At 42.7% G+C, this 13,053-nt stretch carries 13 protein-coding genes; 6 read left to right on the top strand and 7 right to left on the bottom strand.

Annotated elements, in window-relative coordinates:
- Window positions 1-319: 319 nt before the first annotated feature.
- Window positions 320-1,975 (bottom strand): hypothetical protein, encoded by a 1,656-nt coding sequence (locus A7985_RS17160; RefSeq protein WP_065791648.1) that lies wholly within the window; start codon window positions 1,973-1,975, stop codon window positions 320-322.
- 236 nt (window positions 1,976-2,211) lie between these two features.
- Entirely contained in the window at window positions 2,212-2,868 is a 657-nt protein-coding gene (locus A7985_RS17155; protein ID WP_065791647.1) for a Crp/Fnr family transcriptional regulator, read from the bottom strand.
- A 306-nt stretch (window positions 2,869-3,174) separates the two neighbouring features.
- Between A7985_RS17155 and A7985_RS17150 the strand changes: the two genes are divergently transcribed.
- Window positions 3,175-3,393 carry a YgjV family protein gene (locus A7985_RS17150; protein WP_063374431.1) on the top strand — a complete coding sequence of 73 codons (219 nt, stop codon included), beginning with the start codon at window positions 3,175-3,177 and terminating at the stop codon, window positions 3,391-3,393.
- On the opposite strand, the gene A7985_RS17145 is transcribed toward A7985_RS17150, so the two are convergent.
- Both A7985_RS17145 and A7985_RS17140 read right to left on the bottom strand, forming a co-directional pair.
- Window positions 3,390-5,033 carry an amidohydrolase gene (locus tag A7985_RS17145; RefSeq protein WP_065791646.1) on the bottom strand — a complete coding sequence of 548 codons (1,644 nt, stop codon included), beginning with the start codon at window positions 5,031-5,033 and terminating at the stop codon, window positions 3,390-3,392. The two genes, A7985_RS17150 and A7985_RS17145, sit on opposite strands and share 4 nt — an antisense overlap.
- Before the next feature lie 143 nt (window positions 5,034-5,176).
- A complete protein-coding gene (locus A7985_RS17140) occupies window positions 5,177-5,389 on the bottom strand; it encodes a hypothetical protein (protein ID WP_063374433.1) in 213 nt (70 codons plus the stop codon).
- A 217-nt stretch (window positions 5,390-5,606) separates the two neighbouring features.
- Between A7985_RS17140 and proB the strand changes: the two genes are divergently transcribed.
- From proB to gltX, 4 genes are all read left to right on the top strand, one after another.
- A complete protein-coding gene (proB, locus tag A7985_RS17135; protein WP_065791645.1) occupies window positions 5,607-6,725 on the top strand; it encodes a glutamate 5-kinase in 1,119 nt (372 codons plus the stop codon).
- Between the two features lie 48 nt (window positions 6,726-6,773).
- A complete protein-coding gene (locus tag A7985_RS17130; protein WP_141685391.1) occupies window positions 6,774-7,727 on the top strand; it encodes a GGDEF domain-containing protein in 954 nt (317 codons plus the stop codon).
- 114 nt (window positions 7,728-7,841) lie between these two features.
- Window positions 7,842-8,207, top strand: coding sequence for a glutaredoxin family protein (locus tag A7985_RS17125; protein WP_065791643.1), 366 nt, complete (start codon window positions 7,842-7,844; stop codon window positions 8,205-8,207).
- A gap of 91 nt (window positions 8,208-8,298) precedes the next feature.
- Window positions 8,299-9,786, top strand: a complete 1,488-nt coding sequence (gene gltX / locus A7985_RS17120; RefSeq protein ID WP_065791642.1) for a glutamate--tRNA ligase — start codon at window positions 8,299-8,301, stop codon at window positions 9,784-9,786.
- Between the two features lie 28 nt (window positions 9,787-9,814).
- On the opposite strand, the gene A7985_RS17115 is transcribed toward gltX, so the two are convergent.
- The 3 genes from A7985_RS17115 to A7985_RS17105 all read right to left on the bottom strand — a co-directional run bounded on the left by A7985_RS17115 (window position 9,815) and on the right by A7985_RS17105 (window position 11,678).
- Window positions 9,815-10,261 carry a MarR family winged helix-turn-helix transcriptional regulator gene (locus A7985_RS17115; protein ID WP_065791641.1) on the bottom strand — a complete coding sequence of 149 codons (447 nt, stop codon included), beginning with the start codon at window positions 10,259-10,261 and terminating at the stop codon, window positions 9,815-9,817.
- Window positions 10,261-10,740, bottom strand: coding sequence for a glutathione peroxidase (locus A7985_RS17110; protein WP_065791640.1), 480 nt, complete (start codon window positions 10,738-10,740; stop codon window positions 10,261-10,263). Before A7985_RS17110 ends, A7985_RS17115 begins: the two co-directional genes overlap by 1 nt.
- 74 nt (window positions 10,741-10,814) lie before the next feature.
- Window positions 10,815-11,678: a LysR family transcriptional regulator gene (locus A7985_RS17105; protein WP_065791639.1), complete on the bottom strand. Its 864-nt coding sequence runs from the start codon at window positions 11,676-11,678 to the stop codon at window positions 10,815-10,817.
- 147 nt (window positions 11,679-11,825) lie between these two features.
- Here A7985_RS17105 and A7985_RS17100 point away from each other — a divergent pair, with 147 nt between their 5' ends.
- On the top strand, window positions 11,826-12,980 hold the full coding sequence (locus A7985_RS17100) for an iron-containing alcohol dehydrogenase (RefSeq protein WP_065791638.1): 1,155 nt from the start codon (window positions 11,826-11,828) through the stop codon (window positions 12,978-12,980).
- Window positions 12,981-13,053 lie beyond the last annotated feature (73 nt).

Raw genomic sequence — 13,053 nt, 5'->3', positions numbered from 1 at the left:
TTTTTGTAATGAGAGCTTTAAGGAGGTATCAGTTATTGCGCTTTGATTATTAGGTGATAACTCTATGACTCGGGTAAGAGTTTTATCAACTTGTACAGAGAAGCTCGATCCACATTATGCGATTCATTATTGACATATATACGTGCGTTTAAACTAGAGTTAAATGGGTGTAGGGGTGAATCACTGAATCACAGTTTGAAAGGCTGCCCATTACTGCCAAAGTAACAGTAGAGATTATGTGAGAGCCATTTATGGGGAGCTTAGAAAGAAAAAAGCTGCGATAACAATCACAGCTTTATGTTCAGTTTACTTAAAAATATTAGCTACCAGAGCCTGACACTTCAGAGAACTGACAGTTGCTACGCCCGACGTTGAACGATACCGCTTCACCGTCAGCAGCTACAAAGTTTGGAACTGTAAGTGAAGCATCACCTACATCTACACCTACAGGAATTACTGATACTTCATAAGTTGCACCAGACTCTAGACCTGTTAGCGCGTATGTACCGTTTGCGCTTTCAGCCGCGATTAGAGGTGCTTTACCCGCTTGGTTGTAACGTACAAGTGCACCAGTAAAATCAAGCTCTGTAGTTGCTTGGTCTGTGTTGCTACACGTGTATGTTAGGCTGAAGTCTTGGTTCACGTATGTCACAGGAGCAGTAACAGGTACTGTTACGCCACCACATAGGTTAACGTTATTTGCGCTACCCCATACGTTGCCGTTTGCATCAACAACATTAACGTTAACTAGAGAGTTTACCGTTACACCGTTTTTAGCAGCTTGACCCTCAGCGAATAGAGTACCAGTACTGCTGTTTACAATTTCGTTCAGCGCTAGGCGGTTCGAGCGAATCTGCATAAATAAGCCAGCAGCAGGAACGCTTACGTTTGTACCAGATAGAGTGAAAGAAACCGCATCTGTACAAGCCGCCACTCTTTCAACAGGCACAAAGCTTGAGAAATGGTTAGTTTGGAAGCTTGTAGGGAACTTATTGTCTACTTTAGCACCAACAGTTGCCACTGTGTCGTTATTTGTGCTGTCTTGTAGTTTGGTCCATTGTGCTTTTGTTTCGTCGAATGTATACACATCAAACGTATTACCAGCAACAAGCTCGTTACCATCTACAGTTCTATATGTATCTGCGATGTCAGTAGTGACCGTTATTGCTTCTGACAACTGCTTAACTGTTGTTGTTGTATCGCCTTGTGTGGCTGTGATATTAACAGTCACAACCGCAGCAGGTACAAGTACTTCTGCTGCACTACCGCTGTTTAAACCACCAGGAATAATACTTGCTGCACTTGCTTCACCGTCAGCCGCTTCAAGATCTGCTGTAACAACTTCAATGTTTACGCTACCAGCAACGGCTTCGCCAGCTGCGTTTTGTAATTCAACAGTTGCAGGGATTGAAACTGTTGCGCCAACGCCAGCTGCGTCTGTATCAACAATGATATCTGCGTCTAGTTTACCCTCAGTAGTAGCTAGGTTAGATTCAGTTTTCGTTGCCGCTTTATCAGCACTAACTAGGTTCACAGAGACGTTTGTAGCACCTTCATTAGCTAGGCTTACAACGCTTGCATTGGCAAGGTAGTTTGCAGCTGAAATTGAAAGTGTGATTGATTCAAGGTTTGCATCTTCTTTGAGCTTGAATGCAAAACTACCGTCAGCTGACGTTAAAGTAGTGATTGCCTCACCACTAAGGTCAGTAACATTTGCTGATGCTTCACCTGCTTCGAAAAATGTAATTGTAGCATTATCCACAGCGTCGCCTGATAAGCTGTCAGTTACAGTTACAGAGACGTATGAAGAAAGTGCTGCAGGAGTGTCAGGAGTTGGAACTTTTACTGTACCCGGATCCGGATCTGGCGGAGTTACAGTAACATCGTTGTCATTATCGCTGAAACAGCCAGCTAAACTTACTGTTAAACCCAATGCTAGGGCAAGTTTAGTTAGCTTGAAATTTTTATTTCCCATGATTTTTACCTTTTCCTTTAAATACAAGTAAACTGAGAGTTTTTAACTAATCAATTGCAGATGTAAGACAGCCTTGCCCTGCATGCAAATTAGTGTTTAGAGGATAAGCGTACATTAAATGTTCGTCAAGTGAACTGTTCTAACTTTATCCAAAAATTCACTTTTAATAATAACACATTGATCTCAAATTGGGATCTGAACTTCAAAATGTTAAAAAAACAATAATATTGATGTCATTAAATTTGTGAAAAGCTCTCTACAAATTCGTTTAAAAGCCCCAAGTTTATGGGCTTTAAGCCAGAGTTAGTTCTTTCTATCAACCCTTTTTCAACAAGTTCACTCACGACTCGTCTATATGCTCTTTCCGTAGTTGCAAACCTCTCTGCTTCGGCACTCACTGTGGAGTATGCGCGTAGCAAAGTAGGGTGGTTATTTTCGGCTCTTAAAAGGCAGTCTTTGGCGATGTTATAACTAAGGGGCAAAAGCAGCTTATCGAGGTTTATTTTTTGGTTCTCAGTAAATTTTGCTGCGATTGTTTGAGCAGTATATAAGCTCAACTCAGGTTGCTCTAGCAACAACTGCCTCCAGTGTTTGAGCTCTATTAAATTGTATTGAACGTCGCTGAGACAACTGACCGTATAAATACATGGCTGATTATTGAGCGCTTCTATTTCACCTATCAATGTATTATTGCAATCTAACTGACCAAGTAGCAAACGTCTTCCGTTACCAACATCGTAGCTAAATGAAACAGTGCCGCTTCTAACTAGGATGAGCTTACTCAGAGGTTCATCCTGATGAATCAAAATTTCTTTTTTGCGATGTTGAAAGCTGTTGCCAGCAAAACTTAATAGTTGCTCTACCAAAGTGGTTGAAAAATGATATTGGAACATCTGGTTGGCTCTCGGACAATTGTCCTATTTATTAAATTATTATAAAGATAGCATGAACAACGTTATTCAAGTGCTATGCGCGTTACTTCTTTGTGAGTTTTAGTCGCATTGGTTCCTTAACGCGATAAGTACCTTATCAAGCGCAACTCTGTGAACTAAAATTTTACGCAATCGATAAGTCGACTGCCGTACTTTTTCAATTTACAGCTGTGTGCAAAAATGCACGGTGGACCTTATAAAGGTTCAATTATATTGGCTTATTGTAGTCGCTATTTTAATGCTAACCCAACTAAGAGGAGAGAACAAATGACTTGGGAGTATTTAGGTTATCTGGCATCTGTATTCTTAGTGGTTTCACTCATGATGACCAATGTAACAAAGTTACGTTGGTTCAATTTGGCCGGATGTATTTGTTTTACCATTTATGGTGCAATGATCAGTGCTTGGCCAGTTGTATTGACCAATGGGCTACTCGCATTGGTCAATATATATCACTTGATCAAACTACTTAAATCAAAAGATTAATGGCGCAGATATCTGCGCTCTCCAGCTATCCATGTTTGCTGCACCTGTGTTGTTAACAGTGAGTTTAAATCGGAGTTGAAGTAGTCGTTGTCTATTAAGATAAAATCAGCCCATTTACCGTGCTCTAGGCTACCCAATTTAAACTCTTGAAATGCAGCGTGGGCAGCGTCGAGCGTAAAAGCTTGCAGCGCTTGTTGTTTTGATAAGCGCTCTGCCGGTCGCCAGCCGCCTTCAGGGTGAGCTGTTTTGTCCATACGCGTAATTGCAGCGTAAAGCCCATCAAAAGGGTTTGCAAGCTCTACTGGGAAATCAGAGCCTGCGGCGACTTTGGTTCCTTGCTTGAGAAAAGACTGCCAAGCGTAAGCACCTTGAAGTTGCGATTGATTGAGGCGCTTCTCTGCCATATGCATATCAGAAGTGGCGTGAACAGGTTGCATTGAAGGGATTATTTTCAATTCTTTGAATCTGGGGATATCGGCCAGATCAACCAATTGGGCATGCTCTATTCTATTTCTAAGTAGCTTCCCTCCCTTTAATTTAAAAACATTTTGGTAGCTATCTAAAACAATGCGGTTAGCACGGTCACCGATTGCGTGTGTATGTGCACTAAAGCCATATGCGACACTTTTTGCTATCAGAGACTCAAGATTGGGCTGATTTTCCAGCATGAGGCCACGATAACCTGGTCTATCTTTGTACTCGGTTAAAAGGGCTGCACCGCGGCTGCCAAGAGCGCCATCGGCATATATTTTGACACTGCGAATGGAGAGGTAGTCAGATTGTTCTTTATATATGCCAGCTTTTAACATGGTGTCTAACAGGGGGTCTGAGGCGCTAAGCATGGCATAAATACGCAACGGAAGGGTTTGTGCTTTAGCTCTCTGCCGATATAGTTGCCATGTTGCATAATCAATCCCCGCATCGTGAACGGATGTTATCCCAAGGCTTAGCAAGTGTTGAGCTGCAGCATCCAACGCATTACTTATTTGTGTGTGCGAAGGACTCGGTATGTGTTTCGTGACCAGTAGTTCCGCTTTATCAATGAAAATTCCGCTGGGCTCACCATTTTTGAGCCTGAGTATTTCTCCGCCTGGCGGTGAGGTTGCTGTACTTTGAATCCCTGTGAGCTCCATAGCTTTTGAGTTTACCCAAATTGCGTGACCATCTACTCGGGTTAACACAACCGGACGGTCTGATACATATTTGTCTAAATCGGATGCGGCAGGAAAGCGACTAGGTGTCCACTTTGATTGGTCCCACCCTCGACCAAGTATCCAGCCGGTTGGGTTCGCTTTGGCATAATCTGTGAGGCGTTTGCCAACCTGTTCTACAGAAATACTGTTTCTCAGATCTAATTGAGATAAGTTTTTGCCTAAACCAATAATGTGGCCGTGAGCATCAATTAACCCAGGCAGCATAGTTAATCCTTTTCCATCAATAGGCTTAGTTTGTGGGTATTGCTTAAGCGTGTTTTCGTCTCCAGTTTTTACGACTTTACCATCTTTTATTACTAAGGTTGAAAAGTGCTTTATTTCACCTGTGCGGGTTGGCGTGTAGCCGTTTACATTGTGTATAACCGTAAATTGGGCATAACAAAGCTGGCTGGCTGATAGGAGCCATAGGAAGAGTAACTGTTTCACACTGGGCCTTATTTTTAATTGTTATAGAATGACTTATAGATACATTATTTGGTTTTAATAGCAAGTGTTGAATTTGTTATTTGGCAATAAGTCAGTATTGAATAGCGCTGCAAAAAACGATGAAGAATTTGAACGAGGATTGTCTATTCTTCATCTTTATCGGCTTTAATAGCTATTTTTATCGCTATAATTACAACCGCAAACATTAAGAATGGTAAGGCCGCTAAGCTGTATTCCGCCCAGTGGTTATCTTGATAGTTTGGTTGCAAAATAAAATGTCCACCAATACACATTGCAATACTGACAAGCAGTAAAGGCAACATCATTAATTCCTTTTTATAATTTGGCTTTTTCATATACCTACCTCCAAGTTCAAGTATGGCATGCAAGATGGATCAGCAGCTTGACATTGATCACGAATATTCAGTGCTTAGATTTTAGCATGTTGACAGTGAGAGCCACACGGGTTGGCGAACTTTTCATGAATAAATCTATATCAGCTTGTTTGGAAAGTATTCAATTGGTACGGGCCGTGATATAAAAACAGTCACGATTTAAATGAAGGTGTTTTTTATGGCTAAACGTAAAGTCATAGTAGTAAAACTGGGCACCAGTGTATTGACGGCGGGTAGTTTATATCTCAACAAACCTAGATTAGTTGATTTAGCGCGTCAGTGCGTGGAGCTAAAAAGTGCTGGATGGCATGTGGTGATAGTTTCCAGTGGGGCTGTGGCAGCGGGGCGTTCTGCACTGGATAAAGAAGTCGGTAACTCGATTGCCGAAAAGCAAATGTTGGCGGCCATTGGTCAAGGGCAGTTAATTCATCTCTGGCAAAGTTTATTTTCGTTGTTTGATGTTCCAGTCGCACAACTCTTATTAACGCGCGCAGATGTTGAAGATCGGAGTCGTTATCTCAATGCGCGAGACACGCTTGATCAGCTCTTGGCCCACGATGTTGTTCCGATTGTGAATGAAAATGACGCCGTTGCCACTTCCGAGATCAAAGTAGGTGATAACGACAATCTGTCGGCTTTGGTGGCAATTTTAGCGAATGCTGATCGATTATTATTATTGACGGATCAAGCAGGCCTGTTTACCGCAGATCCAAGAAATAATCCCGAAGCACGGCTCATCGAACGGGTTGCAGAAATAGATGAACAGATCATTGCGCTAGCTGGTGGATCCGGTACATCTTTGGGAACTGGTGGCATGGCGACGAAATTACAGGCTGCACAAATCGCCCAGCGTGCAGGTATTGAAACGATAATTGCAAAAGGTGAAGAGCCAAATGTGATTATTAACATTCAAAATGACCTGACCAAAAGCACTAAAGTAATTCGATTTGATGCGCCTTTGGATGGACGCAAAAAATGGCTTCTATCGGGGCCTCGTTGCAGCGGCGCTATCATATGCGATCCCGGAGCGGTAAACGCGGTTGTAAAAAATGGCGCTAGTCTGCTCGCGAAGGGAGTAACCGATGTCTGTGGGCAATTTTGCCGTGGTGACTTAATTGAGCTTAAAGACTTAAATGGCAAGGTTGTTGCAAAAGGGCTAATTGCTTTTGATCACAAAGAGATGCAAAGCATTAAAGGGCTACATAGTGCGCAAATCAATGATGCATTAGGGTATCGAGGTGCCAACGTTGTTATGCACAGAGACGACTTAGTATTACTAGAGTACATTGCAACCTAGTTAAGAGGGGCTAAGCTTTACAGTGTAAGTTTACTGGGAGGCCTAAGTGTGGACATATCGCCATGCGGACATGAGTTCTCAATTAGTTTGCAGCAAATGCGCAGTGAAAATGATCTTTATAAACGCATTGCCTATGTTTTACGTGAATTGCTGCCAGATATACCCATCGCGATGTATTTGGCACCCAGTTTATCTGAAAAAGAATCGCTGAAGTTGCTTACGCTCTCATCGGTTTCTAATCCTCCAGATTTGAAGTATCTGATTGCTAGGGCTGAGACGTTAAAACACCAGCAGATCCTGCACGGTGATAATCACTACTGTATTGTACTGAGAAAAAATAAAACCATTATGGGGCTGCTGTGGATTGGTGAGAAGATCCCCATGTCCCGCTGTTATTTAATTGGGCACTTGATCAATGTTTTCTACCATCAATTGAATACGCTTGCGTTGAGTCGCATCGATCCGCTAACTCAGCTTTTAAATCGACAGACATTTGATGATAAAGTCATAGAAATAACCACAGGCGAAGGGTTTATTGCTGAGCGTGAGCAGCAAGGGATCAGGCATTGGTATTTAGCGCTCTTTGATATTGATCATTTTAAAATCGTTAATGACAATTTTGGCCACGTAATTGGCGATGAAGTCCTTCTTTTGGTCGCACAAAAATTGAAAGAAAATTTTCGCGCGGAAGATTTTGTTTTTCGTTACGGGGGAGAGGAGTTTGCCGTTTTGTTTCAAAGTCATGATGGTGATGAAGCGAATCGCCTGCTTAATCGGGTACGCAGCGTAGTGGCTGAGTTTAACTTTCCTCAAGTGAATCACTTGACCATTAGCATTGGATTTACTCTATTAGATGATATTTGCCAAGTGTCTGAATTAGTGCATGAAGCTGATCTTGCGCTTTATCATGCCAAAAAGCATGGACGCAATCGTGTTGTCGATTTTGAGGAATTGGGCATTGCTGGGCAAGCAAAAGCCGAGACAGATATCGAGTTATTCTAAGTCCATTAAATATGTTTCAGTAGACGGATAGAAATCAATTCTTAAGCGTATCTTTTGTGCGTATGTTACTCAGTTTGTGGTATCCTAGCGCCAATTTTGACTGGGAGAATACTGATGAAATTAATCCGATGGTTGCTTGGTCGACTTATCCTACTTTTTGATTTTATTTTTACCCCGCGCAGTAAAAAGCGCACAGCTGAAGCACAACTGCAGCTAGATGCATTGACTCAAAACCTTAAACTTTATCAATTTAAGGCGTGTCCATTTTGTGTAAAAGTCAGACGTGCGGCAAAGCGTGAAGGTTTAAAGTTAGAGACGCGCGATGCAAAAGACAATCAAACGCATCGTCAAGAACTAATGGAACAAGGTGGCAAAGTTAAAGTGCCGTGCTTGAGAATCGAGGAACAGGGCAAAGTAACTTGGTTATATGAATCAAGCGATATTGTTAATTACCTACAGCGCTTAGAGCAGTCTGCTTAGTAAGCGCATATTAATGCTAGCGGTTTGTCACTAAGCAAGCCTGTGCTAGCATTGAAGCTAAAATATTCTAGAGAAATTTAAGAGAAAAAACATGACGATCCGTACACGTGTTGCACCGTCACCAACGGGTGATCCGCATTTAGGTACCGCATATATTGCATTGTTTAACTACTGCTTCGCTAAGCAACAAGGTGGCGAATTTGTATTGCGTATTGAAGACACTGATCAGGTGAGAAGTACGGCTGAATCTGAGCAAGCAATTATGGATAGCTTGCGTTGGTTAGGCCTTAACTGGGATCATGGTCCTGATGTGGGTGGAGAGTTTGGCCCTTATCGTCAGTCTGAGCGCACAGAGCTCTATCAAAAGTTTGCGCACCAATTAGTAGAGCAGGGTAAAGCTTTTTATTGTTTCGCGACAGCAGAAGAGCTTGATCAAATGCGCGAAGAGCAAATGGCCGAGGGCTTACGCCCGAAGTACGATGGTCGCGGACTTCGTTTGACTCCTGAAGAGGTGCAGGCAAATCTGGACGCAGGCAAGCCATATGTGATCCGTATGATGATCCCTGAGGAAGGCACGTTCAAATTTAACGACTATTTACGTGGCGAAATTGAAATTCCTTGGGAAAATGTCGACATGCAAGTGCTGTTGAAAGCAGATGGTTTCCCGACTTACTTTATGGCGAACGTTGTCGATGATCACCACATGCAGATCAGTCATATCTTCCGTGGTGAAGAGTGGATTAACTCTGCACCTAAACTCCTGAAGCTTTATGAAGATCTTGGATGGGAAGCCCCTGTATTAGGCCACTTACCGCTACTTCGTAACCCTGACAAGTCTAAACTATCAAAGCGTAAAAATCCGACCTCGATTAATTACTACAAAGAAATGGGCTTCTTACCTGAAGCGGTATTGAACTACTTAGGTCGTATGGGTTGGTCAATGCCGGATGAACGTGAAAAGTTCACGCTAGCTGAGATGATCGAACACTTTGACATGAAGCGTGTTTCGCTTGGTGGTCCAGTATTTGATGTTGATAAGTTGAGTTGGTTGAACGGTCTGTGGATCCGTGAAAACTTATCTGATGAAGAATTGATCCAGCGCTTTGTAGACTGGAAGTTTAATGCACAAACGCTTTCGCGTGTTTTACCTGAAGCGAAAACACGTATTAATACGCTTTCTGACTTAGTCGATCTAGCGGGTCACTTTGTTGGTGGTATTCCAAGCTATGATCCTGCTCTATTAACTGCGGGCAAAGCGGATGATGCAGTTATTACTCAGGCATTACAGTTCTTTATCTGGGAACTGGAAAAACTGCGCAGCTGGAATAAATCTGAAATCTTTGCCATCGCTAAAAGTGTAGCGACATTCCATGAGTTAAAGATTAAAGAGTTCTTGGAGCCAATCTTTGTTGCTATCACGGGTAAAACGTCTTCAACATCGGTTGTTGATGCGATGGAAGTACTCGGTTCTGACCTTTCAAGGGCGCGTTTGAGAGTGGCACTTAACCATGTTGGTGTCTCTAAAAAACAAGCGAAGAAATTAGAAAAAGCGTATCGCGAATACCCAACTATTGGGTAATCAGAGCGGTGCAATCCATGGCGGGTATTCACCCGCCATGATTTTCTTGAAGCTGTAAAAACTCATCAAGTAGCGTCTTTAGCTGCATCAATTTATCCACGGACATGTCTGTTTGGCCTAACATCTCCATTGGAATACAGGCACATTCACTTTCAAGCGCTTTTCCTTTGTCTGTTAGAAAGATATAACACTGCCTTTCGTCATCCTTAGCACGCCTGCGGCTCACTAGCCCATTTTGTTCTAAGCGCTTTAAAAGAGGGGTGAGAGTGTTACTTTTTAACTGAGACTGATGACCAATGTCTTTTACCATAAGTCCATCCGTCTGCCATAAAATTAACAGCACAATATATTGTGGATAGGTTAAGTCATGGCGTTTGAGAAGAGGTTGATACAAACGTGTAACTTGCCTTGACGCAGCGTATAAGCTAAAGCACAACTGCTTATCCAAGTTTAAGTCAGGGAACTTTGCGCTCATTATTGTGCCTGTAATGCTTTTAAAATGTCGGCTTTGATCTTTTCAGGTTTGGTGGTAGGTGCGTAACGATGTAAAGGCTGTCCAACTTTGCCGATCAAAAACTTAGTAAAATTCCACTTAATATTATTGGTTAACAACCCAGGTAACGCCGATTTTAGATATTTATAAATTGGATGAGCTTGCTGGCCATTAACATCAATTTTTTCCATCATAGTAAAGTCCACACCATAATTTATCAAACACCCCTGTTGGATTTCACTGGCACTGCCAGGTTCTTGTTGACCAAACTGATTACAGGGAAAGCCAATAATCTCCAGACCCTGATCACCTAACTCTTTATGCAATTGTTGTAGGCCCTCATATTGCGGCGTTAAGCCACATTTACTGGCTGTGTTGACAATTAGAACGACTTTGCCTTTTAAGCTGGCAAAGTCGTACGGTGCGCCTTGTAGCGTGTTAGCTGTAAACTCATAGAACATTTTTCTAATCTCTCTAGATTTAATCGTGTGCGATTTAAATGGTAAGTGATCTTACCAGTTAGCGCAAGCGCCCTTTATTGAAACTGTGCCATCAAGAATTCTATAAGTAATCTCACTCGTAAGGGAATCAGATCTTTACGCGGGTATATTAGCCAAGAAGCGTTGTCATCTACTTGATACTCAGGCAGTAAAGCAACCAACTCTCCAGCACTGACATACTCGGCTGCAATGTCCTCAGCAAGATGCGCGATACCTAAACCTGCTTTGCAGGCGTGGATGATTGCCTGAGGGTTGTTACTGCGCCACTGACTGTTTACTTTAACTTCTTCGATGCTGTTATTTAAATTAAACCGCCAACGGTTAGAAAGTGCAATTAAGCATTTGTGGTGCTGTAAATCTAGTGGGGTAGCTAATGGGGGCGCTGAACGCAGATATTCTGGGCTGGCAAGTAGCATCATGTTGCGAGTGCTAAGCTTTCTCGCGATAAGCCTCGAATCCTGCAGCCTACCAAAGCGGATAGCCAAATCAAAACCATCCTCAATCAAATCTACATTTCTTGCATTAAAGTCAATGTGAATACTCACTTCTGGATAGCGCTTACAAAACTGAGCTATCGCAGGCGCTACGCGGTTTGCCATAAAATCTCCAGCCCCAGTAATACGGATCGGCCCTTTTGGTGTGTGCTGAACGCCTTGCAGCTCGTTGTTGGCGTCCATTAATTCCTGTTGGATTACTTTCAATTTGTTGGCGTATGCAACCCCTTCATCGGTCAGGTTAATACTACGGGTTGTACGCTGTAGTAATACTGTTCCCAGCCTTTCTTCTAATTGCTGTATTTGTCTACTCACATGGGAGGTGGATACATCAAGAGCTTGTGCCGCTTTGCTAAAGCTACCTTGCTCTACAACCGCGAGAAAAATGTCCAGACCTTGCCACATATCGCTATCTCAATTGCAAATATAATGGCTTATTTTAATTCATTGTTGCATGTGTGCAAAAGTGATTTGCGATCTGATTAATGATCTAAGTGGGTTATCTCTTTACACTGAGCGCAAAGAAAATAAGTCGTCATAGCAGGGGCAATTATGCTGAACTTTAATTTTTATAATCCAACCGAAATTTTTTTCGGTGAGAATCAAATCGCTGAAATCACCAAAGCGATACCAAAAGAGGCAAAAGTACTGGTTGTTTATGGTGGAGGAAGTATAAAAAAGAACGGTATTTACGAACAGGTGAGTGAAGCACTTAGTGAGTTTAGCTGGGGAGAGTTTGCGGGCATTGAACCCAATCCAACCTATCAAACTTGCATGCAAGCTGTTTCAACAATCAAACAAGAAGATTACAACTACATCTTAGCCGTGGGAGGCGGATCTGTTATTGATGGCAGTAAATTTATTGCTGCAGCCGCCAACTTTGTGGGCGAACCATGGGACATTTTAAGTGCAGATACTGAGGTTACCTCTGCGCTGCCAATTGGTGTCGTACTCACATTACCGGCGACAGGCTCGGAATCGAATAGCTTTAGTGTCGTGTCTAACAGTGAAACTCAAGACAAACTGCCTTTTGCCTCTATTCATGTTCAGCCTAAGTTCGCAGTGCTTGACCCGCAAGTGATGAAAACATTGCCGCAACGCCAGCTAACGAATGGTGTGGTTGATGCATTCGTGCACACTATGGAGCAATATTTAACTTACTCTGTAGATGCAAAAGTGCAGGATCGTTTTGCCGAAGGCCTATTAATCACGTTAATGGAAGAAGGGCCAAAGTTAGTGTCTGAGGAAGTGGATTATAAAGTCCGTGCCAATGTGATGTGGTCAGCGACGATGGCATTAAATGGGTTAATAGGTGCTGGTGTACCACAAGACTGGGCAACGCACATGATTGGCCATGAAATCACGGCTGTGTATGGTCTGGACCATGCACAAACCTTAGCCATTATTCTGCCAAGAATGATGGCAGAGCAAAAAGAAGCAAAGCGTGACAAGTTACTGCAATATGCCGAGCGAGTGCTTGGCTTAGATATCACGGATGAAGACAGCGCAATGACATCGGCGATTGAGTTAACAGAGCAATTTTTCCATTCTGTACAAATGAAGACGCGGTTGAGCGATTACGGTATTGGTGAAGAAGCGGTAGATAAAATAACCGAGCAGCTAGAAAGGCATGATATGACGGCGCTGGGAGAGCAGCAAGCAGTCACGCTGGATAAAAGCAGAGAAATCATTCGCGCAAGCTTATAGTGATTGAAAATAAGGTACGGTATAGCTGCACCGTACCTTGACACCGCCCGATAATAGCGGACCTTTGTAGATA

Origin of the sequence: Pseudoalteromonas luteoviolacea (assembly GCF_001696455.1) — a bacterium.
GTDB lineage: Bacteria > Pseudomonadota > Gammaproteobacteria > Enterobacterales > Alteromonadaceae > Pseudoalteromonas > Pseudoalteromonas luteoviolacea_C.
The sequence above is the reverse complement of the archived record's forward strand: the minus strand, read 5'-3'. Positions and strand labels throughout refer to the sequence as shown.

Coding starts and splice junctions, on each gene's coding strand:
- A7985_RS17160 (WP_065791648.1), bottom strand. CDS start 1,975: ATGGGAAATAAAAATTTCAAGCTAACTAAACTTGCCCTAGCATTGGGT.
- A7985_RS17155 (WP_065791647.1), bottom strand. CDS start 2,868: ATGTTCCAATATCATTTTTCAACCACTTTGGTAGAGCAACTATTAAGT.
- A7985_RS17150 (WP_063374431.1), top strand. CDS start 3,175: ATGACTTGGGAGTATTTAGGTTATCTGGCATCTGTATTCTTAGTGGTT.
- A7985_RS17140 (WP_063374433.1), bottom strand. CDS start 5,389: ATGAAAAAGCCAAATTATAAAAAGGAATTAATGATGTTGCCTTTACTG.
- proB (WP_065791645.1), top strand. CDS start 5,607: ATGGCTAAACGTAAAGTCATAGTAGTAAAACTGGGCACCAGTGTATTG.
- A7985_RS17125 (WP_065791643.1), top strand. CDS start 7,842: ATGAAATTAATCCGATGGTTGCTTGGTCGACTTATCCTACTTTTTGAT.
- gltX (WP_065791642.1), top strand. CDS start 8,299: ATGACGATCCGTACACGTGTTGCACCGTCACCAACGGGTGATCCGCAT.
- A7985_RS17115 (WP_065791641.1), bottom strand. CDS start 10,261: ATGAGCGCAAAGTTCCCTGACTTAAACTTGGATAAGCAGTTGTGCTTT.
- A7985_RS17110 (WP_065791640.1), bottom strand. CDS start 10,740: ATGTTCTATGAGTTTACAGCTAACACGCTACAAGGCGCACCGTACGAC.
- A7985_RS17105 (WP_065791639.1), bottom strand. CDS start 11,678: ATGTGGCAAGGTCTGGACATTTTTCTCGCGGTTGTAGAGCAAGGTAGC.
- A7985_RS17100 (WP_065791638.1), top strand. CDS start 11,826: ATGCTGAACTTTAATTTTTATAATCCAACCGAAATTTTTTTCGGTGAG.